Source organism: Bacillus cereus group sp. BfR-BA-01441, assembly GCF_022663075.1.
GTDB lineage: Bacteria > Bacillota > Bacilli > Bacillales > Bacillaceae_G > Bacillus_A > Bacillus_A cereus.
In genome coordinates this window covers 31340-53168 of sequence record NZ_JAKUEU010000020.1, presented here as the reverse complement: position 1 = coordinate 53168, position 21829 = coordinate 31340, and the positions used below count along the sequence as shown (strand labels likewise).

The window sequence follows — 21829 nt, the reverse complement described above, 5'->3', positions numbered from 1 at the left end:
CAACGATGTTAGATGAAATCTCCTCCAAAGAAAAAGCTGCCATCCTTATTCGTACATTAGAAGAAGGGGTGGCAGCAAAAGTCATTGAATATATGACAGCTGAGGAAAAAGAAGTATTACTTCGTGAAATCGCAAAGTTTCGTGTATACAAACCAGAAACGTTAGAAAATGTACTAGGAGAGTTCTTATATGAACTAAATGTAAAAGAATTGAACTTAGTCACTCCAGATAAAGAATACATTCGTCGCATATTTAAAAACATGCCAGAAGACGAACTGGAAAAATTATTGGAAGATCTTTGGTATAACAAAGATAATCCGTTTGAGTTCTTAAATTCACTTACAGATTTAGAGCCACTTCTTACAGTGCTTAATGATGAGTCACCACAAACAATTGCAATTATCGCTTCTTATATTAAACCGCAACTTGCGTCTCAATTAATTGAGAGATTGCCAGATCATAAGCGCGTTGAAACGGTAATGGGTATAGCGAAACTAGAACAAGTTGATGGTGAGTTAATTAATCAAATTGGTGAGTTGTTAAAATCGAAATTAAATAATATGGCATTTAGTGCAATTAATAAAACTGATGGCTTGAAAACAATCGTAAATATTTTAAATAATGTTTCACGAGGTGTTGAAAAAACAGTCTTTCAAAAGCTGGATGAAGTCGATTATGAGTTATCTGAGAAAATTAAAGAAAATATGTTTGTCTTTGAAGACTTACTTGGTCTTGAAGATCTTGCGCTTCGCCGTGTATTAGAAGAAATTACAGATAACGGTGTTCTTGCGAAAGCACTTAAAATTGCAAAAGAAGAAATTAAAGAGAAATTATTTACATGTATGTCTTCAAACCGTAAAGAGATGATTCTAGAAGAATTAGATGGCTTAGGACCGCTTAAGATGACGGATGCTGAAAAAGCGCAGCAAACGATCACTGGTACAGTGAAAAAGCTAGAGAAAGAAGGAAGAATTATCGTTCAAAGAGGTGAAGAGGATGTCCTTATTTAAAAACAGAATTCCGAAGAATTCTGTTTCTTTTTCTGAAGAAACGTATGAATTACAATTTCCAAAACCAGCTTCAGTTCAAATAGAAGAGGAAGAATTACAAGCTGATCATGCAGAACTTCGCGCCCAGCAAGAATCATTACATATGGAAATGAGTCAGCTAAGGCAAGAGAAGCAAATGCTAGAACGAGAGCGGCAGCAGTTATTACAAGATAAAGAACAATTTCAAATGCATATTCATGAGCAAATGGAACAGATGGAAGCAGCGCGTGTGCAATTTCAAAAAGAACAACAAGAAACAGCATATGAATGGACAGAGTTATTATGGGATCAATCTTTTCATCTAGCAGAAAAAATCGTGAATCAAGCGGTAGATTCACGATTGCTTGATGTGTTACCTATTTTAACTGGCATCGTGCAAACATTGCCAACTTCGTTTGAAAAATTAATCATTACAGTACATCCAGAAACGTTTGAACGTATTCAAGAAGAGAAGGAGAATACGAAAGAATATTGGTTACTACAATTAGTAGAATGGAAATATGATTTCTCCTTGCAGTTTGGTGAATTTGTTCTGGAAGAAGAGAAAGAGTTCTTTGAATTTAAATTTGCACCTATATTTGCAAAACTTCGTCAGAAATGGGAAGAAGAGAAGTTATTTGAGGAGCAAAATGTATGAGCCGCCTGTTAATGAATGAGAACGAAAAATGGAATAAGTTTATTAAAACACCGCTGTATACGAAAGTAGGCAAAGTTCATAGTGTACAAGAACAGTTTTTCGTAGCAAAAGGGCCGAAAGCGAAGATTGGAGATGTTTGCTTCGTTGGAGAACATAACGTCTTATGTGAAGTGATTGCCATTGAAAAAGAAAATAATATGCTACTTCCATTTGAACAGACAGAAAAAGTATGTTATGGAGATTCAGTGACATTAGTTTCAGAAGATGTTGTTGTACCACGTGGTAATCACTTGCTCGGAAAAGTGTTAAGTGCAAATGGTGAAGTGTTAAATGAGGAAGCTGAAAACATTCCATTACAGAAAATAAAACTAGATGCACCACCTATACATGCATTTGAACGTGAAGAGATTACCGATGTATTTGAAACAGGAATAAAATCAATTGATTCTATGCTAACAATTGGTATCGGTCAAAAGATTGGTATTTTTGCTGGGTCAGGTGTTGGTAAATCAACTTTACTTGGAATGATAGCAAAAAATGCAAAAGCTGATATAAATGTTATTAGTTTAGTAGGGGAACGTGGCCGGGAAGTAAAAGACTTTATTCGAAAAGAGTTAGGCGAGGAAGGTATGCGAAAAAGCGTCGTTGTTGTAGCGACGTCAGATGAAAGTCATCTTATGCAACTTCGTGCAGCGAAACTCGCAACGTCTATTGCTGAATACTTCCGTGATCAAGGTAATAACGTATTACTTATGATGGACTCTGTTACTCGTTTTGCCGATGCACGAAGAAGTGTTGATATTGCTGTTAAAGAGTTACCGATTGGTGGTAAAACACTGTTAATGGAAAGTTATATGAAGAAGTTGTTAGAGCGGTCCGGAAAAACACAAAAGGGATCTATAACAGGTATTTATACGGTGCTTGTTGATGGGGATGATTTAAATGGTCCTGTACCAGATTTAGCACGTGGTATTTTAGATGGACATATCGTATTAAAGCGTGAGCTTGCAACGCTTAGTCATTATCCTGCAATTTCAGTATTAGATTCAGTAAGTAGGATTATGGAAGAAATTGTTTCGCCACATCATTGGCAACTTGCAAATGAAATGAGAAGGATTTTATCAATTTATAAAGAAAATGAATTGTATTTTAAGCTAGGAACGATTCAAGAAAATGAAGAAAATGCTTATATTTTTGAATGTAAAAATAAAGTAGAAGGCATAAATACATTTTTAAAGCAAGGTCGATCGGATAGTTTCCAATTTGATGATATCGTTGAAGCGATACAGCATATAGTATAAGGCCTCTGCCCAAGAGGTCTTATTTTTTTGTTTTTTAATATTTCACAGATTTTTTTGGAAAAAAACTATATAATAGAAAAAGAGAACGTTATAATAGAAAGGGGCTATGAAAACAGGTGGATAAACAGCAGTACGACACAATAAAATTGCAAATAAACCAAGAAAAAGAACATATTTTAAAAGAAGTGTATGAATTAACAGCTGAAAAAAGAAAAATAGAACAAAAAAAAGAATATGATTTATATGTTGTGAAATCGCGTAGTAAAGTCGTACAAACTGGGCAGCGTATTATGGCTGGCATGCTTTCTTCACATACGTTTTCACCTGAAAGAATAGAAGAATGGAATCGAAAAATTAAAAAAACGGAAGGTTTTATTCAAAAAAATGAAAGCCTTTTAGAGCAAGTAAAAGAAAAAGAACGTGTCATTGATGAGATGTATCAAGAAGATTGCAAAAAGCTTGCGAAAGCACAAGAAAAGCTGGAAGAAAAAATGCTTCTGGATTTGAAAATGTGTATGAATGGATGAGGTGAATGTAGTGATACAGTCTGTATTACCGGTGCAACAAAGTTTACCTCCGCAAAAAGAAAAAGGGCTAGAAGTACAATCAAAAAATGAAGATTCTTCATTCGATCGTACGATGAGAATGGAAAATAAAAAACAGCCGCAAACGGAGAAAACGAACCGAGAAGAAGCACCAAAAGAAGAGAAAAAAGAATATAACCTTTCTAAACCATCGGTAACGAAAGAAGAACCAATTGTAAAGAAAGAAGAAAAAAAAGAGACAGAACAGTTGTTATTAGCTGTATCTGAGCAAATGGTTGCAATTGAGCAATTACATGTGCAGCCGGAATTGTTATATCAATACATACAAAAAATACAAGAGCTATATAAAGAATATGGCAATATTAAACTTAATGAATTACCTGTAGCTGAATTACAACAATTACAAGAACTTCTTTCAAATATGAATATCAAAAATGCTATATGTTTAGAAGATACAATGCAAATGGTATTAGACAAAATGAAGATGCCAGAGCAAGCGATGCAAGCATTGAAGGCTGTAGAAACAGAAACTTGTAATATTGCAAAGAAACAAGAAGAGTTTAAAGACGTAGATCTTCCGAAAGCTGAGAGCGATGATGCAAAGATAGAGTTGCCAGAAGTTGATGCATTAAACGATTCGAGCTCTGCAGGTGCAGAATTATTAAATAAAACAACGAGTACCGAACAAATAGGGAAATCAAATAGTGGTGCTGAGAAAGTTTCATTACCTGACTTAGGAAAGAAAATGGAAGCGCAAGTAGAAGCGCTGCAAAAATTTGTAGTGAAACAAGAACGTGTTTTATTTCAGTTAAATCCAGAAAAACTTGGTACATTAACAGTGTTTATGAAAAAACACGGAGATCAAATTGACGTTCACGTAGAAATGGAAAAACACGATGCGAAAAAACGTGTTGAAATCATTTTTGATGAATTGAGATTAAAGTTAAAAGAAAAAGAAATCAATATTCAAATTAGCTATTCAGATAAAGATGAAAATCGTAAAGAACAGCGAGAACAAGAGCAAAGGCAAAAACAGAAATTAGCAAATACAAATCATGAAAAACAACAATCAACAGAATTTGCGGGATTATTGGAGGAATAAAGCGTGCCAACAGTTGGATTAAATACAACGAGTACAAATCATATTCCGTTACAAGCAGGAGCGCAAAAAAGTAATGTACCTGTTAATGGTGTACAATCGCCAGTGCAACAAAGTAATGGAGTTTCAGCAGGAGCGCAAAAGACTCCTGGGGTAATGGGGAAAGATGATTTCTTAAAATTGTTTTTATCAAGTTTCCAACAACAAGATCCATTTAATGCGATGGATATGAATCAAATGATGAATCAGACAGCGCAGTTATCTCTTATGGAACAAGTACAGAATATGACGAAAGCAGTAGATAAGCTGCAATCAACGATGTATTCAACAGCACTTGATGGTGGAATGAAGTTTTTAGGGAAATACGTAAGAGGTGTTGACGGTGACGGAAACAAAGTAACCGGTCAAGTAGAAACAGTTCGTCTTGCGGAAAATAACGATGTACAGCTCGTTATTAATAATAAAGTTGTCTCTCTTCGTTTCGTTGAGAGAGTGTCTGATAAACCGATTGGGGAAACGAACCCAGAAGACGCAAAGAAAGACGATCAAAAAGTAACTGAAGAAGTAAAAAATACAAATTCATAAGGAGTGTCCATACGTTATGATTAAAGCGTTATATACAAGTATTACAGGGATGAATGCAACACAAAATGCATTAAGTGTAACTTCAAATAATATTGCCAATGCACAAACAGTAGGTTATAAAAAACAAAAAGCAATGTTTGATGATTTACTATATAACAATTCGATTGGTGCAAAAGCCGATGATAAATATGCTGGAACAAACCCAAAAAGTATCGGTAACGGTGTAAAATTGAGCGGAACGGTTACCGATTATAGTGATGGTACAATTACGTTAACAGGTGGTAAAACACAAGCAGCAATGGAAGGTAATGGTTTCTTCGTTGTAGGTGATTCAAAAGGCGGAAATATGGAATTTACTCGTAAAGGTACGTTTGGGATATCTTCAGATTACTATATTACGAATACTGAAGGTCAATACGTATTTGCATACCCTGCAAATGAGGCAACTGGTGAAGTTGATTTATCTGGAATTCCAGGACCGTTGCAAATTCCAATGGGAACGGCAATTGGTGGTATTCGAACATCAAAAGGTGTAGTTGGAGGGAATATTCCAGCTGATGCAAAAGCAATCTCACAAGAGATACCTATATATGATAATGCTGGTAACACTTGGACGATGCGTGTGGAGTTTACACAAACGAGCGAACATAATTATTCATATAAAGTACAGATGCGCAATGATTCGAAAAAAGAAGGGTTTAAGGATGTTGAAGGTGCAGGCGGTAATATGGCATTTGATGCTGTTGGAAATCCAAGTCCGAAAGAGCAAGCAGCTAATATTCCATTTAATGGCGGCAATATAAAACTAGACTTAAGTAATTTAACGAATCATCCAACAGATAAAACATTATCAGTAACAGGCGTAGATGGTAGAGCGGCGGCGACTGTTAAAGATTGCTTCATTGCTGATGGTGGATATGTGATGGTAAAATATTCTGATGGAAGCATGAAAGCTGCTGGCCAATTAGCTGTTGCGATGTTCCCGAACGAAGGCGGACTAATGAAAACTGGTAATGGTAACTATACAGCGACGAATACGACGGGTATTTTAGCTCTTGGTGCATCTGGACAAAATGGAGCAGGAAAAGTACGTGGTAGTGCACAAGAAGGTGCAAACGTAGATTTATCTGTAGAATTTGTTGACTTAATGTTATACCAACGCGGATTCCAAGGAAATGCGAAAGTAATTAAAGTTTCAGATGAAGTATTAAATGAAGTTGTAAACTTAATTCGATAATATATCGCATGGAAAAAATGTAATGGAGTAGAAAGGGTTTTTTATTCGTATGACAAGACAAGAGCGAATTTTACAATTGCCTTTTTTCGAAAATAAACGTGAACTTGCCGAGCAAGTATTAAAAATAGAACGAGAAGAGCATGTATATTTACCAGATCAATTTGAAATTAAGCAAGTGCCTCCGTATTCATTTGGCGAAAAACAAGCGATCATTGGCCGTATCCATGAGTTTTATTTCATAAGTGTTGGTAGCGATAGTGTTTGGAAGTATCAACTGTTTAAGGATGAGATGAAGTGTCGTGAGTTTTTTGTTATGTTGCCAAATATTACGGATCAGCAAATAGCGTTTTGGTTTAATAACATAGAGTTATTGAAAGGTTCTTAAAAGCACTTTTTAGGTTTTGAGAGAGGACCTGGCGATGTTTTGGAGCGGTTAGTGCCTAATAGAGTCCCGACCGATGTGTAAGACCAGAGATATGTAGCGTTACTAGAGTAGTGTGGTAGTGTAAGAAGTGGTAATATAAAATAGTTTTAAATTAATTTAAGGTAGTTGTATATACAATTAGACTGAATTTCTATAAAAGGAGAGGTGAGGAGGATGGCGCAAAATAAGTATCGCGTTACATTCATTTCGCCGAGTGAGGTTGAGCAGCGGACTGTAATGGCGGCGAATAGTTTGCCAGATTTAATTCGTAAAGTAGAGAGTATTATCGCAGATCCAAACGGTTATTTTGTGAATGATAAAAAAAATAATTGTTATTTTAAAGTGATTAAAGAAAATGTTACGTTTATTCAATATGAGTTACTATTTTCGGATAAGGAAATTCATATTGAAAAATTAAAACATATAGCACCGGTGGTATTAAAACGATTATTCGAAAAAATAAATGATCCGGAATTATATGCACTCGCGCTACTTGATGTTGATATAGCAACGAAAGAATATGTGCTAGCAGAAATGAATTCTGAACTGAGAATAAGAGTAGAGACAGAGCTTTCGAAAAAATGGGAAGCAATGCCGACGGAAATTGTAGGTGCACAAGAAGTTTTATTAGAGGCACTTGCTTCGTTTATACAAGATTAATTGTTTTTTAATAAAATGAATCGTTCGACTATCTATATTTTTTATATAGGTAGTTGACTTTTTCTCTTTTATAAAGCTTAATAATTAGATATACGGAATTAATGGAAGGGGAGCGACACCTTTATGTCACAAGCACAAAGTATTTTATTAGAAAGCGGAACAAATGAATTAGAGATTGTTACGTACACTGTTGGTGAAAACCTATTTAGTATTAATGTAATGAAAGTACGTGAAATCATTAATCCATTTCCTGTTACAACTGTGCCAGAATCTCATCATGCAGTTGAAGGTGTTGTTCAAGTACGTGGTGAAATTTTACCTGTTATTAACTTGGCAATGGCTCTTAATTTAAAGTCAACAAAGCCACTTGATCAAACGAAATTTATCATCTCAGAATTAAACCAAATGAAAGTTATTTTCCGCGTTGATGAAGTGCATCGTATTCAACGTATTTCGTGGGAACAAATTGATGAACCAGCTTCATTATCTATGGGACTAGAAGAAACGACATCTGGTATTGTAAAACTAGATGGAAAAATCATCTTATTATTAGATTATGAAAAAATTGTATGTGAAATTAGCGGCACTGGTTATGACAATAAATCAATTGCAGGGTTAGAACAAAAAACAGATCGAGCTGAAAAAGTAATTTATATTGCAGAAGATTCAGCGATGCTTCGCCAAATATTAGAAGAAACATTATCATCAGCTGGATATACGAAAATGAACTTCTTCAGCAATGGTGCAGAAGCGTTAGCGCAAATTGAAAAATTAGCGAAAGAGCAAGGCGAAAAAATGTTTGAGCATATTCACTTGCTAATTACGGATATTGAAATGCCAAAAATGGATGGACATCATTTAACGAAAGTGGTTAAGGATAGTGAAGTAATGAATCGTTTACCAGTCATTATTTTCTCTTCATTAATTACAAATGAATTATTCCATAAAGGTGAAGCTGTAGGAGCAAATGCTCAAGTAAGTAAGCCAGATATTCAAGAGCTAATTGGTTTAGTTGATAAGTTAGTGTTGTAAGAAAAGTACTTTTTTAGCTGGAATAGAGGAACTAGCTATGTGTGGCAGCGGTCAGTGCCAAATAGAGACCCATGCGATGTAAGACCAGAGATATGGAGTGTTTTTTTGGTAAATGGGACGAGAGAGCCGCCGAGATAGCTTTAGAAGAAGCGAAACTTCGATTGAGGATTTGAAGACTGGGTTTATAACTCTATTTTGTTAGAGAGAGGAAGGAATTAGCCATGTGTAGTATTGGCTAGTTCCTTTTTAGTATTATATACTTTAAATTGGTAGAAAAATGAAAGGTTTCTTGGGTGTTTGTCGCTGTATGTGTGAATAATCTTTATTTAGAGATTTTTAATTTAAAAATATGAGTGAACGTATTTTTTGGATTACTTTAGTAACATTTCGTGGTAACGCAAATTTTTTCGGTGAAAAAATATTCAAAATACCATATAATATAATTAAATGTAATTAATATGCAATTTTGCATATTAATAAAAAACATTTTCCAAATTTTTATACTTTCTATACATTTTTGTATGTTTATTATTTGACAGATAATTTCGAACTGTTATAATATGGATATGTAAAAATTGCTATTTTCTTAAAAGACATGGGAGTCAGATGAGAATTGTGAAAGGATGAGGGGGAGTGGCACAGATTATGTATCACCACACAGCAATTAATGTATTAGGTCTTTTACAAAACATGTCAAATAATAAAATGAACGATATGCAACTAGAGGTGGAATTAAAAAAAATAGAAAAAGAATTCCAAGTAAAGTATGAAGAATTAGTTGATTTACATAATAGAATGGTATTATTTCAAATAGATATAGAAAAAAATGGCGGGATGCGAGCATATGAAAAATCAGCAATTACATGGCTGAAGTCTGAACTAGAGCTACTGTATGAAGTGTATCAATTTTGTCAACGTCACGGGTTAAACATTTTAAATATTTCAAAATACGTAAGTAAAAATGAACTAAATCTTTTTCCAAAAACAGAAAGTCAATTGCAAAATACGTATTATAAATTGAAAAAACGTGAAATACCGTTTGAAAATATTGAAAAACAAAAACCAGGACGAAAGCGAAAATATATACCAGTAAAAGAGACAATCGTTGCAAGAAAACAAGAAAATGAGTACGAATTAAAAGAAGAAATCCAGCATAAAGAGGATGAAAAAAATCTTGTAACAGTTATATCTGGTATCGTTGATAATTTTGAAACAATTAATCAGTGTAGTGAAAGGAAAGAAGACGAACTACATCAGTTTATGGAAGGTATTTATAAGCTTTCTAGCATGGCAGCAGGGCGTTCTAGGGAAGCAAAGAATACACGTAGTCTAGAAGGTGAATTGCAGTCGTTACAACTAGAAAATGAAAGGCTAAAACGAGAGAAAGAAGAGCTTGTACAAGATATTAAAGGTATGACGCAGCTTTTAATTCATTTCATTACAAGTTCTGATATTGATCAAATTCGTAAATTACCAACTTTCGTACAAGATTGTAAAATGGAATTACATAAACTTGGGCTATATAATGCACAAGACGGAAAAATGAAAATAATGGTTGACCGTAGCGGACAAGTTATGACGGTAACACAGTAATAAAATTTGGGTACAAAATAAAAGGGAGATACATAGTTTATATGTATTTCCCTTTTGTTTTGTATGGAATCGTTCCAAAGATGGAAGATTAATTTTTAAGATTGTAGTAGTTTAGAGACCATTTTCGGAATTTGGTTCGCTTGTGAAACCATACTAATTGCAACTTCAGTCAATAATTTGAACTTTAAAAAATCACTCATCTCCTGCGCCATGTCTGCATCTTCAATTCGAGATGCAGCATCTGTTAACGCTATACTTTGGCTATTTAAATTTTCAATATTAAATTTTAAACGATTTATCATAGCACCAAGGTCGGCACGATGAAGTGACACACTTTGCAAAGCCTCTTCAATTTTACGGATTGCCGCTCTTGCTTCTTGTTCTGTTGAAATCTTGATGTCGTGTTGTGTAGGGGAAGGGGGAATATGTTTCGTCATATTTATTGTATGACCGATATCGTCTAATGTAATAGGGCGGTTTTGACCGTCAAATACAGATAAATCATTAAACTCGGTAGTCTCGCCAATATAGCCAATTTGTTCTGTTAAAGATTGAAACTCTTTATTCAGCGAATGACAGTTTTTATTTGAATTTGTACCGTTTGAGGATTGAACGGCTAAATCACGCATACGCTGTAAAATATTTGTCACAGTTTGAAGGGCAGCTTCCGCCGTGCGAAGCATCGATATTGCATCCTCATTATTACGAATCGCCACGCGCATACCACTTGCTCTCGCATGCATTCGAGTCACAATTGCAACATTAGCGGGATTATCAGAAGCATGGTTTAACTTCTTACCAGTCGCCAAATGCTCCATTGACACATTCATACGTTTCTCATTCTCATACAACGACTGCCTAGCATTCATACTTAAAACATTCGTACCAATACGCATAATAGACACTCCTTATAGATTGATATAGTTAGTGTTTTAAAGCCAATAAACAGCTATGAAAAGAAAAAGAGACTTATGCTTATTTTCTATTTTTGTTTTTACATGGGAGGAATCTAGATAGGCATTGACCGCTTCTACACATCATAGATGCCCTTTTCTATCTAAAAAAAGAAAGGTTTTACAAATAATTCATCTATATAGAAAAAATAAACCTCTCTGCAAGCAGAGAGGTTTATTCAGGAAACTAACTCAAATGGCTTATTGTAATAATTTAGAAACCATTTGTGGAGTTTGGTTTGCTTGAGAAAGCATGCTGATACCAGCTTCGTTCAAGATTTTGAACTTAGTCATCTCAGACATTTCTTTCGCCATGTCAGCGTCTTCGATTTGAGAAGCAGCTGAAGCCATAGAAGAAGATTGGCTCTTAAGGTTGTTTACGTTAAAGTCAAGACGGTTTAATGTAGCACCTAGAGTTGCACGGTTAGAAGCGATTGTGTCAAGAGCTGCGTCAATTGATTTAATTGCCGCTGAAGCGTTTGAGTTCATAGCAACTTTTTCAATTTCACCAGCTACAGGAGCGTTAAATGCAGTTGTGATTTCTTTTGCTTTGGCAAAATCAGTTGGAGCTGCTTCATAAGCTTTGATTTTATTTTCGACAGCTGTAATATCTGAGTCACTCATAATGTCTTTAACTTTAGCGAACTCTTGTTTAAATGCATCAACAGCACCTTTAATTTGAGTTTCAGTAGGAGTACCAGTTAACGCTGAAATTGCGTCTGCTGCCTTTTTCGCACCATCACCAGCTGCTGTAATCTGTGCATCTGTTACTGTGATTTTCTCTGTTTTTCCAGTAGCATCAGCAGTTTTACCACTAATTGTTAAAGTATCAATATTTAATGCTTTAGTAGAAGAATCTGCTAAGTTGATATTGATTTGCTTGCTTGTATCAGCATTATCTAGTGTTTGGATAGCGATAGTTTTATTATCACCATTTAACAATTTCTTATCATTAAACTCTGTGTTTTTAGAAATGTAATCAATTTGATCTTTTAAAGCTGTAAATTCTTTATCTAGCGCTTTTTGGTTATCGTCAGTGTTCGTACCGTTTGCAGATTGGTTAGCGATGTCACGCATACGAAGTAAGATGTTAGATACTGAGTTTAAAGCTGAGTCAGCTGTACGGATTAAAGACATACCGTCTTGTGTGTTGTTAGCTGCAACACCTAATCCGCTTTCACGAGCACGCATACGAGTTGCGATTGCAAGACCTGCTGCATCGTCAGAAGCGTTGTTGATACGTTTACCGCTTGATAAACGGTCCATAGCGTTGCTCATTTTAGCTTGGTTTTGGCGCATGTACTCTTGAGTACGCATGCTGTTAATGTTTGTATTAATTCTCATGTTAAGAAACCCCCATTTTTTTATATTGACTTTTCTGCAAATTGAAAAACGGTAATATGCGAAAAAATCAATTTCGAGATTTATTGTAATCCCTGTCATAGCGGGTGTCAACTAAAAATTCGAATTAATAAATATAAAAAAATAACAGTTTAACAATATATTCATTTTTTTATTACATAATTATTAAAAGGATTATTGCAAACTTTAAAAAAAAACTCTAATATTAGATTATCTTTGTTTACCGAAAAGGTGATATTATGATAGTTGGAAATATAGTAAAAGAAGTGCTTGCATATAAGAAAGGGCTAATTCAGCAAAAGCTAAGTAGTCCACAAGCATTCGTTAGTAGTCATTTTCAAGAGAAGTTGCAGAGTGAACCTGCGAAGGAGACGAAGGCTACTACGCAGCCGGCAAACATAGAAGATATGAGTCAGCCGGTACAATCTACGAAAATAGAAGCGGTTGTTAATAAACCCGTAGAAACTATTAATAAAGTAGAGGAAGCGAGTAAGCTTGAAGAAAAGGCTGAAACGAAGAAAGCAGATGAAGTGCAAGTTGCGCAAAAAGAGTTTGAACGACGTTTCCCAGAAACGAAAAATGAGGCTGCTGATACGTGGGAATTAACGAAGAAGTATAATATTCAAAAAATACGTTCTTCCAATGAAGGGAAGTATGAGGATATTATTGATCGTGTAAGTCGTACATATGGAATTCCGAAAACGTTAATTCAAAAAATGATTGAAGTAGAGTCTAATTTTAATCCGAAAACGGTGTCACATGCAGGTGCGATGGGACTTATGCAGCTTATGCCAGCGAATGTGAAGGAGATGGGTGTGAAGAATCCCTTTTCACCAGCTGAAAGTATTGAAGGTGGCGTGAAAGAGTTAAGCGGTTATTTAAAGAAAAATAACGGCGACTTAGTATTGGCACTTGCTTCTTACAATGCTGGTCCTGGTAATGTGAGAAAGTACGGAGGCGTACCGCCATTTAAAGAAACGCAAGGATATATTAAAAAAATATTAAATATCGACGTTTCAAAATAAGAAGTTTCATATATAGAGAGAACATGAAATTTTCGTGAACATGATATGGGAGTTGGCTAGATTTGAAATTACAAGATGATATTCCGTTAACAATTTATTTTGAAATCGGAAATACGAAAAAGAAAATTGAAGATCTGCTTCATATTACGAAAGGTACATTGTATCGTCTTGAAAATTCAACGAAAAATACGGTGCGTCTTATGCTTGAGAATGAAGAGATTGGAACCGGAAAGATTTTGACGAAGAATGGGAAGATGTACGTTGAAATTGTTGAATTGAAAAGGTAGGGAAGGGGATTGTCATGAGTGGCGAAAAATTGAGCCAAGAGCAAATTGATGCCCTGCTGAAGGCGGTAAATGAAGGCGAGGAAATGCCAGCTTTCGCACAAGAAGCAGGAAAGCAAGAGAAATTTCAAGAGTATGATTTTAATAGACCAGAGAAGTTCGGTGTTGAGCATTTACGTAGTTTGCAAGCGATTGCTTCTACGTTTGGAAAACAGACGTCACAGACGTTATCAGCGCGTATGCGTATTCCAATTGAACTAGAGCCTTCAACAGTTGAGCAAGTTCCATTTACGAGTGAGTATGTGGAGAAAATGCCGAAAGATTATTATTTATATTGCGTAATTGATCTCGGTTTACCAGAGCTTGGAGAAATTGTTATTGAGATTGATTTAGCATTCGTTATTTATATTCATGAATGTTGGCTTGGCGGAGATAGTAAGCGTAACTTTACGATGCGCAGACCGTTAACAGCGTTTGAGTTTTTAACGCTTGATAATATATTCTTGCTTCTTTGTAAAAATTTAGAGCAATCATTTGAAAGTGTTGTTGCGATTGAACCGAAATTTGTAACGACGGAAACAGATCCGAATGCACTAAAGATTACGACAGCGAGCGATATCATTTCATTACTTAATGTAAATATGAAAACAGATTTTTGGAATACGACGGTGCGTATCGGGATTCCGTTCTTATCTGTTGAAGAAATTATGGATAAGTTAACGTCTGAAAATATTGTCGAACATTCTTCGGACAAACGTAGGAAGTATACGTCTGAAGTGGAAGTGAAAGTAAATCAAGTGTACAAACCTGTTCACGTTGCGATTGGTGAGCAGAAAATGACAATGAGTGAGATTGAACAAATTGAAGAAGGCGATATTATTCCGCTTCATACGAAAGTTTCGGATGAATTACTTGGTTATGTAGATGGAAAGCATAAATTTAATTGTTTTATTGGAAAAGATGGAACGCGTAAGGCGCTCCTATTTAAAAGTTTTGTAGAGTAGGAGGATCCATATGAAGCATGAAGTATCTCCTGTGTCATTAATGGGATTAGAAGATTTTGCAGGAAAGCGAAATGAAGCAGGTAAAGCACATATTGATACTGTTTCAGATATTTCGATTGAACTTGGTGTAAAGCTTGGAAAGTCATCTATTACACTTGGTGATGTAAAGCAGTTAAAAGTTGGCGATGTTCTTGAAGTAGAGAAAAACTTAGGACATAAAGTAGATGTGTATTTAAGTAATATGAAAGTCGGCATCGGTGAAGCAATCGTAATGGACGAGAAATTCGGTATTATCATTTCTGAAATTGAAGCTGATAAGAAACAAGCGGCGCTTATGAAAGCGCAAAGTCAAATGCAAGATAAAGAGTAGAGGAGGAGTCATATGTCGTATATGACGACCTTATTTCAAGTCGTTTTACTGTTTGGTGCGCTCGGTTACGGTGCATATTATATGACGAAAAAGACGCGCAAACAGCAGTTTTTTAAGCAGGGTGAAAATGGCCATATTCAAGTAAAAGACGGCGTTTATTTAAATCATCAAACGAGTGCCTTTTTATTTGAAGTGGACGGAAAGCAAGTGTTCACTGTTATTAGTAATAACGGTGTGCAGTCTGTGCAATTAACCGGAACAGGAAATCAGTTTCAACAAGCACTAGAAGACGCGGTGAAGAGTGAAACGAAAAAAGTAGAGGATCCATCATGAGAATAAAGAAACAGTTATCATTATTAGCCGTTATTTTCGTATTTTCTATCGTTTTTTCAATTATTTTTGTAAATCCAGCGTATGCGGCCCCGAACGGTTTTATTAATTTCGAAAATGGAAAAGAGTTTACGAGTAATTCAAGTGTACAACTATTTGCGCTCGTTACCCTTTTATCATTATCTTCTTCTATCGTTCTATTATTTACACATTTTACTTATTTTATGATCGTTCTTGGGATTACACGTCAAGGACTTGGGGTAATGAATTTACCACCAAACCAAGTGCTTGTTGGACTTGCATTATTTTTATCACTCTTTACGATGCAGCCTGTACTCGGGCAACTGAAGAGCGATGTGTGGGATCCGATGACGAAAGAGAAAATAACAGTAAGTCAAGCTGCGGAAACGACAGCTCCTATTATGAAAGAATATATGTCAAAACATACGTATAAGCATGATTTAAAAATGATGCTGAAAGTACGCGGAGAAGAGTTGCCGAAAGATTTAAAGGATCTTTCACTATTTACGCTCGTACCATCCTTTACGTTAACGCAAATTCAAAAAGGTTTACTAACAGGGATGTTCATTTATTTAGCGTTTGTATTTATAGATTTGATTATTAGTACACTTTTAATGTACCTCGGGATGATGATGGTACCGCCGATGATTTTAAGTTTACCGTTTAAAATACTCGTTTTCGTATATTTAGGTGGATATACAAAAATCGTCGACATTATGTTTAAAACGGTCGCCTGAAGCGTTTGATGCTATGTGATAGGAGTCATATAAATGAATACGTCACCAATTATAGATATTTTTCAAACCTTTTTTTATAAAGGGGTTATGATTTTAATGCCGGTTGCCGGCGTAAGTATGATTGTCGTTATTATCATCGCTGTCATTATGGCGATGATGCAAATTCAAGAGCAAACGCTGACGTTTTTACCGAAAATGGCGAGTATTGTCCTCGTTATTATCATTTTAGGTCCGTGGATGTTCCAAGAGTTAACGACGCTTATTTTAGATTTATTTGATAAAATCCCATCGCTATTGCGTTCGTACTAAGATAGGTGAACTGAAATGAATATGGAATTATGGGCGGCAACGTTTTTTGCGTTTTGCCGCATTACTTCATTTTTATATTTTTTACCGTTTTTCTCAGGACGATCCATTCCAGCAATGGCGAAGGTTACAGTTGGACTTGCTCTTTCAATTACAGTGGCTGATCAAGTGGATGTCTCTCACATCAAGACAGTTTGGGACGTTGCAGCTTATGCAGGAACGCAAATTGTAATTGGATTATCACTTTCAAAAATTGTAGAAATGCTGTGGAACATTCCGAAAATGGCTGGGCATATTTTAGACTTTGATATCGGTTTATCACAAGCAAGTTTGTTTGATGTAAATGCGGGCTCACAGTCTACTTTACTATCAACAATTTTTGATATATTTTTTCTCATTATTTTTATTTCACTTGGCGGCATTAATTATTTCGTTGCCACGATTTTAAAGTCGTTTCAATATACAGAGGCGATTTCAAAATTGTTGACGACTAGTTTCTTAGATAGTCTACTCGCAACGCTATTATTTGCGATCACATCAGCGGTTGAAATTGCTCTGCCGCTGATGGGAAGTTTATTCATCATTAACTTTGTTCTAATTTTAATTGCAAAAAACGCTCCGCAATTAAACGTTTTTATGAATGCATATGTAATTAAAATTACATGTGGTATTTTATTTATTGCGATGAGTGTACCGATGCTCGGTTATGTGTTTAAAAATATGACGGATGTATTACTTGAAGAATATACGAAACTATTTAACTTTTTCTTAACGAAGTAGGGGGACGCGCATGGCAAAGGATAATAAAACAGAAAAGGCCACCCCGCAGAAGCGTAAAAAATCGCGTGAAGAAGGGAATATTGCCCGGAGTAAAGATTTAAATAATTTATTTTCCATTCTCGTATTAGCAGTTGTCGTTTATTTCTTCGGAGATTGGCTAGGGTATGAGATTGCAAATTCCGTAGCGGTGCTGTTTGATCAAATTGGAAAAAATACAGATTCAACCGAGTATTTTTATTTAATGGGGATTTTATTACTGAAAGTATCGGCTCCGATATTAATACTCGTATACGCTTTTCATTTATTCAATTATATGATTCAAGTCGGCTTCCTATTTTCTTCTAAAGTCATTAAACCGAAAGCATCACGTATTAATCCGAAAAACTATTTCACGAGACTGTTTAGTCGTAAAAGTTTAGTAGATATTTTGAAATCACTATTTTATATGGGATTAATCGGTTACGTCGCTTACGTTCTCTTTAAAAAGAATTTAGAGAAAATTGTCAGTATGATTGGATTTAACTGGACTGCATCACTTACTGAAATTATTAGGGAAATTAAATTTATTTTCTTAGCAATTTTAATTATTTTAATCGTTCTTTCTATTATTGATTTTATTTATCAAAAATGGGAGTACGAACAAGATATTAAGATGAAAAAAGAAGAAGTGAAACAAGAGCATAAAGATAATGAAGGGGACCCGCAAGTAAAAGGGAAACGAAAAAACTTTATGCATGCAATCTTGCAAGGAACAATTGCGAAGAAGATGGATGGCGCAACGTTTATTGTAAACAACCCGACTCATATTTCGGTCGTACTTCGTTACAATAAACACGTTGATGCAGCACCAATTGTCGTTGCAAAAGGGGAAGATGAGCTCGCGTTATATATACGAACGCTTGCCCGTGAACAAGAAATACCAATGGTGGAAAACCGTCCGCTTGCTCGTTCTTTATATTATCAAGTCGAGGAAGATATGGCGATTCCAGAAGATTTATATGTAGCTGTAATTGAAGTTATGCGCTATTTAATTCAGACGAATGAACTTGAAGTATAATAGCGCGTTTGGAGGAGATCTCTTTGTTTAAGATAGATTCTGCAAGAACCTATTTTTCTATCTTTTTAGCAGCGTCATTCGTAGTGGCGCTCTTAATTCCACTTCCACCATTTATACTTGATATCATTATCGTTTTTCTACTAAGTATGTCAGTACTTATTTATATGCGAGCGACAAGTATTAACGAGTGGGATGAATTAAAGTCATTTCCGACGATGTTGTTATTAATCGGGATTTTCCGCGTATCGATTAACGTTTCGACGACGCGAGCGATTTTGACAGACGGAAATGCCGGTCATGTTATTGAAGAGTTCGGCCAGTTCGTAATTGGCGGAAACTTATTAATTGGTATCGTTATTTTTACAGTATTAATCATATTCCAGTTTATCGTTGCAAACGGTGCATCGCGTACAGCTGAAGTAGCAGCTCGTTTTACACTTGATTCTTTACCAGGGAAACAAATGTCTATCGATGCTGATTTAAACCAGCGTATTATTTCAGAAAAAGATGCACAAGCAAAACGAAAAAAATTAAATATGGAAACAGAGTTTTACGGAGCGATGGATGGTGCCGGGAAGTTCATTAAAGGGGACGTTATTTTCGGGATTGTCATTTTATTCGTAAACATTATTTTCGGTTTAATTGTCGGAATGATGCAGCAAGGAATGAGCTTTGCAGATGCGGCTCTTCATTATACACAGTTAACTGTCGGTGACGGAATCGTAAACCAAATCGGTTCGTTAATGCTTGCGATTTCAACAGGTATTATCGTAACGCGTGTATTTGATGGTTCACCGGATACGGTAACGGAAGGAATCTTTAAAGAGTTATTAGCACATGAAGTTGTTGTATATGCGCTCGGTGGTTTGTTTATCGCAATGGGTATTTTTACTCCGCTACCGTTTCTACCATTCGCACTCGTTGGCGGAACGATTATCTTCTTGGGCATTCGTAATAAAAATCGAATAAAGAAAGAAAAAGAAGACGAGCTTCAAAAAGAAATAGAAATGATTCAAGGCGAAGATGAGCAACTGCAACAAGTGGAAGATTCATTTGGAGTATTTACGGATAAATATCCAATTATAGTAGAACTCGGTTTAGATTTAGCAGCACTTGTAAAGCAGAAAATTAACGGGGAAACAGCTCGTGATAAAGTTGTTCTTATGAGGAAGTCGATTATTACTGACCTCGGTATTAATGTTCCTGGAATTAACTTTAAAGATAATACGAGTTTTAGACCACGCGGACGTTACATTATTCGTATTAAAGGTGCGAAGGCGGCTGAGGGTGTTTTAAAATCAGGTTATTTATTAGCATTGAAAACGCCAAACGTAATGGCTGATTTAGATGCAGAGCCAGCGAAAGATCCAATTTTCGGTGAAGATGGATATTGGATTTTAGAGCATATGGTGCAAGATGCACAAATGAAAGGCTATCAAGTGTTAGAGCCACTTAGCATATTAATTACACATTTGGATGTTGTCGTTAGACGTAATCTTCACGAATTAATTCAGCGCCAACATGTAAAAGATTTAATTAATTCGCTTGAAAATGATAATGGCGTTCTATTAGAAGAGATTAAGAAGAAAGAAATTGATTTATCACTCGTTCAAAATGTTATTAAACAACTTCTAAAAGAAGGTATTTCTATTCGTGATTTACCAACAATTATTGAAGGTATTATTGACGGCAAAGAAATTTATCAAAACCACGTTGACGGTGTGACATCATTTGTTCGTGAATGTATTTCAAAAGTTATTTGTGAAAATGCGAAAAATCCAGACGGAAAAATATATGCAGCGCTCTTCTCTGATTCAATCGAGTTAGATGCGGATGTTGTGAATAATTCATATCAAGGTTACTTATTAAACTGGGATTTAGATTTAGAAACACGTGTCGTTGAGCAAGTGCAGCGCGTCTTTAAACAAGCACGTTTAATGGGAAGAGAACCAGTGTTATTAACACGTAGAAAAGATTTTAGATTTGCGATTGTAAGACTGCTAGAACGTTATCAAGTGGAAGCACAAGTACTTTGTATTAGCGAATTAGCACCAGAAATTGTTGTGGATCAAATTGCCTATATTGAATAGTAGGGGGTGAAGTAATGGAAAGTACAGAAAAGAAAGAAGCGTTAATGCGAATAAAAGCAGCTTCGAAAAATGAATTGTATCGAAAGTTATTTGACCAATATGGTACAGATTATTATTACGTTGTCGATGAAAGTGTAAAACGAAATATACCGTTTTTTTGGAAAAAGGATTATGAAATGTTAGTTGCTTTTCCAGAAGAAAAACAGGAAGAAGTGAATGAAGGTACAGCTCAATTTCATGAACAGTTAATGGATGTTGTGAATGATCCTTCAGAACAAATTGTGAAGGCGAATGGAATTCAATCAGTACTGCACAATTTAGAAAATGTAACGACTCCTATGTCATACGCGGCGATGCAAACAGGAAATAGTGAAGAATGGGCAAGAAAAAAAGAGAAACTATTAAAGCTGTTTGAAAAAGGAATTGTTGTGGTGAAACAGACGAAAGAAACGGAAGTAACGAAAAAGAAAAAAGTTGTGAAACAAGTCGTTCCACTAAAGAAAGAAGAAGTGGTTACAAAGAAAGAAAACCAAGAATCTGTACCGTTTATTATTCAAAAAGTAATTCGGATGCTAGAACAAAACGATGTGGAACAATATTTCATTCATGCATATGCTGAAAAGTTAAAAATAAAGTTTGAAAATGCAACGATGATTACGGAAGAAGAAGTTATCAGGTACATATTGGAAGATATGAAATCTCATTTCAATACGGAAAACGTCTTTGAAAAAGAAGTACAAACAATTGCATTAATCGGTCCAACTGGCGTTGGTAAAACGACGACACTGGCGAAAATGGCATGGCAATTTCACGGTAAGAACAAAACAGTTGGTTTTATAACGACAGATCATTCGCGCATAGGGACAGTGCAGCAATTGCAAGATAACGTAAAGACAATTGGATCGGAAGTAATTGCTGTACGTGATGAAGCTGCAATGACAAGAGCGCTTACGTATTTTAAAGAAGAAGCACGCGTCGATTATATTTTAATTGATACAGCAGGGAAAAATTATCGTACGTCAGAAACAGTGGAAGAAATGATTGAAACGATGGGACAAGTAGAACCAGATTATATTTGTTTAACGTTATCAGCTTCAATGAAAAGTAAAGATATGATTGAAATTATTACAAACTTTAAAGATATTCATATAGATGGTATTGTGTTTACGAAATTTGATGAAACAGCAAGTAGTGGCGAATTGTTGAAAATTCCAGCAGTATCATCAGCTCCTATTGTATTAATGACAGATGGCCAAGACATAAAGAAAAATATACATATCGCTACAGCTGAACATTTAGCAAAACAAATGTTACAAACATCGTAGAAAAGAGGTGAAGAATAAGGCGC

At 35.4% G+C, this 21829-nt stretch carries 24 protein-coding genes; 22 read left to right on the top strand and 2 right to left on the bottom strand.

What is annotated here, in order from left to right:
- The first annotated feature begins 5 nt into the window (after positions 1-5).
- The 11 genes from fliG to MR107_RS11170 all read left to right on the top strand — a co-directional run bounded on the left by fliG (position 6) and on the right by MR107_RS11170 (position 10162).
- Entirely contained in the window at positions 6-1010 is a 1005-nt protein-coding gene (fliG, locus tag MR107_RS11220; protein WP_000883364.1) for a flagellar motor switch protein FliG, read from the top strand.
- Positions 997-1686 carry a FliH/SctL family protein gene (locus tag MR107_RS11215; protein WP_074554105.1) on the top strand — a complete coding sequence of 230 codons (690 nt, stop codon included), beginning with the start codon at positions 997-999 and terminating at the stop codon, positions 1684-1686. The genes fliG and MR107_RS11215 overlap by 14 nt, the downstream gene beginning before the upstream one ends.
- Positions 1683-2987, top strand: a complete 1305-nt coding sequence (gene fliI / locus MR107_RS11210) for a flagellar protein export ATPase FliI (RefSeq protein ID WP_044796752.1) — start codon at positions 1683-1685, stop codon at positions 2985-2987. The genes MR107_RS11215 and fliI overlap by 4 nt, the downstream gene beginning before the upstream one ends.
- A 116-nt stretch (positions 2988-3103) precedes the next feature.
- Positions 3104-3514: a hypothetical protein gene (locus MR107_RS11205; protein ID WP_000360855.1), complete on the top strand. Its 411-nt coding sequence runs from the start codon at positions 3104-3106 to the stop codon at positions 3512-3514.
- Between the two features lie 10 nt (positions 3515-3524).
- Complete coding sequence (locus tag MR107_RS11200; RefSeq protein WP_130055391.1) at positions 3525-4634, top strand: flagellar hook-length control protein FliK; 1110 nt, start codon at positions 3525-3527, stop codon at positions 4632-4634.
- 3 nt (positions 4635-4637) lie between these two features.
- On the top strand, positions 4638-5216 hold the full coding sequence (locus tag MR107_RS11195; protein WP_242292375.1) for a flagellar hook assembly protein FlgD: 579 nt from the start codon (positions 4638-4640) through the stop codon (positions 5214-5216).
- Between the two features lie 16 nt (positions 5217-5232).
- The gene (locus tag MR107_RS11190; RefSeq protein ID WP_058839178.1) at positions 5233-6453 is read left to right on the top strand and encodes a flagellar hook protein FlgE; all 1221 of its coding nucleotides are present in this window, start codon (positions 5233-5235) and stop codon (positions 6451-6453) included.
- 49 nt (positions 6454-6502) lie between these two features.
- Positions 6503-6838, top strand: coding sequence for a DUF3964 family protein (locus MR107_RS11185; RefSeq protein ID WP_000198166.1), 336 nt, complete (start codon positions 6503-6505; stop codon positions 6836-6838).
- Between the two features lie 213 nt (positions 6839-7051).
- Positions 7052-7537, top strand: coding sequence for a hypothetical protein (locus MR107_RS11180; RefSeq protein WP_000068301.1), 486 nt, complete (start codon positions 7052-7054; stop codon positions 7535-7537).
- 123 nt (positions 7538-7660) lie between these two features.
- Positions 7661-8569 (top strand): chemotaxis protein, encoded by a 909-nt coding sequence (locus tag MR107_RS11175; RefSeq protein ID WP_000075943.1) that lies wholly within the window; start codon positions 7661-7663, stop codon positions 8567-8569.
- Positions 8570-9214: 645 nt separating this feature from the next.
- Positions 9215-10162, top strand: coding sequence for a DNA-binding domain-containing protein (locus MR107_RS11170; protein WP_136997003.1), 948 nt, complete (start codon positions 9215-9217; stop codon positions 10160-10162).
- Between the two features lie 95 nt (positions 10163-10257).
- On the opposite strand, the gene MR107_RS11165 is transcribed toward MR107_RS11170, so the two are convergent.
- Entirely contained in the window at positions 10258-11058 is an 801-nt protein-coding gene (locus tag MR107_RS11165; RefSeq protein ID WP_242292374.1) for a flagellin N-terminal helical domain-containing protein, read from the bottom strand.
- A 258-nt stretch (positions 11059-11316) separates the two neighbouring features.
- Positions 11317-12459: a flagellin N-terminal helical domain-containing protein gene (locus MR107_RS11160; RefSeq protein WP_242292373.1), complete on the bottom strand. Its 1143-nt coding sequence runs from the start codon at positions 12457-12459 to the stop codon at positions 11317-11319.
- Positions 12460-12716: 257 nt separating this feature from the next.
- Between MR107_RS11160 and MR107_RS11155 the strand changes: the two genes are divergently transcribed.
- The 11 genes from MR107_RS11155 (at position 12717) to flhF (ending at position 21806) form a co-directional block, all read left to right on the top strand.
- Positions 12717-13502, top strand: a complete 786-nt coding sequence (locus MR107_RS11155) for a transglycosylase SLT domain-containing protein (protein ID WP_242292372.1) — start codon at positions 12717-12719, stop codon at positions 13500-13502.
- Between the two features lie 62 nt (positions 13503-13564).
- Positions 13565-13789 (top strand): flagellar motor switch protein FliN, encoded by a 225-nt coding sequence (locus MR107_RS11150; protein WP_000775712.1) that lies wholly within the window; start codon positions 13565-13567, stop codon positions 13787-13789.
- Positions 13790-13803: 14 nt separating this feature from the next.
- Positions 13804-14790 carry a flagellar motor switch protein FliM gene (fliM, locus tag MR107_RS11145; protein ID WP_000012361.1) on the top strand — a complete coding sequence of 329 codons (987 nt, stop codon included), beginning with the start codon at positions 13804-13806 and terminating at the stop codon, positions 14788-14790.
- Positions 14791-14800: 10 nt separating this feature from the next.
- Entirely contained in the window at positions 14801-15160 is a 360-nt protein-coding gene (fliN, locus tag MR107_RS11140; RefSeq protein WP_000680010.1) for a flagellar motor switch protein FliN, read from the top strand.
- Positions 15161-15172: 12 nt separating this feature from the next.
- Positions 15173-15493: a hypothetical protein gene (locus MR107_RS11135; protein WP_000121176.1), complete on the top strand. Its 321-nt coding sequence runs from the start codon at positions 15173-15175 to the stop codon at positions 15491-15493.
- Positions 15490-16248 carry a flagellar type III secretion system pore protein FliP gene (locus MR107_RS11130; protein ID WP_001220582.1) on the top strand — a complete coding sequence of 253 codons (759 nt, stop codon included), beginning with the start codon at positions 15490-15492 and terminating at the stop codon, positions 16246-16248. Before MR107_RS11135 ends, MR107_RS11130 begins: the two co-directional genes overlap by 4 nt.
- Positions 16249-16281: 33 nt before the next feature.
- The gene (locus MR107_RS11125) at positions 16282-16557 is read left to right on the top strand and encodes a flagellar biosynthetic protein FliQ (RefSeq protein ID WP_001098085.1); all 276 of its coding nucleotides are present in this window, start codon (positions 16282-16284) and stop codon (positions 16555-16557) included.
- 15 nt (positions 16558-16572) lie between these two features.
- Positions 16573-17334, top strand: a complete 762-nt coding sequence (locus MR107_RS11120; RefSeq protein ID WP_001055718.1) for a flagellar biosynthetic protein FliR — start codon at positions 16573-16575, stop codon at positions 17332-17334.
- A 10-nt stretch (positions 17335-17344) separates the two neighbouring features.
- Positions 17345-18391, top strand: coding sequence for a flagellar type III secretion system protein FlhB (flhB, locus tag MR107_RS11115; protein ID WP_001040112.1), 1047 nt, complete (start codon positions 17345-17347; stop codon positions 18389-18391).
- Between the two features lie 23 nt (positions 18392-18414).
- Positions 18415-20481: a flagellar biosynthesis protein FlhA gene (flhA, locus tag MR107_RS11110; protein ID WP_000472534.1), complete on the top strand. Its 2067-nt coding sequence runs from the start codon at positions 18415-18417 to the stop codon at positions 20479-20481.
- A gap of 14 nt (positions 20482-20495) precedes the next feature.
- Positions 20496-21806, top strand: a complete 1311-nt coding sequence (gene flhF, locus MR107_RS11105; RefSeq protein ID WP_000446167.1) for a flagellar biosynthesis GTPase FlhF — start codon at positions 20496-20498, stop codon at positions 21804-21806.
- Positions 21807-21829 lie beyond the last annotated feature (23 nt).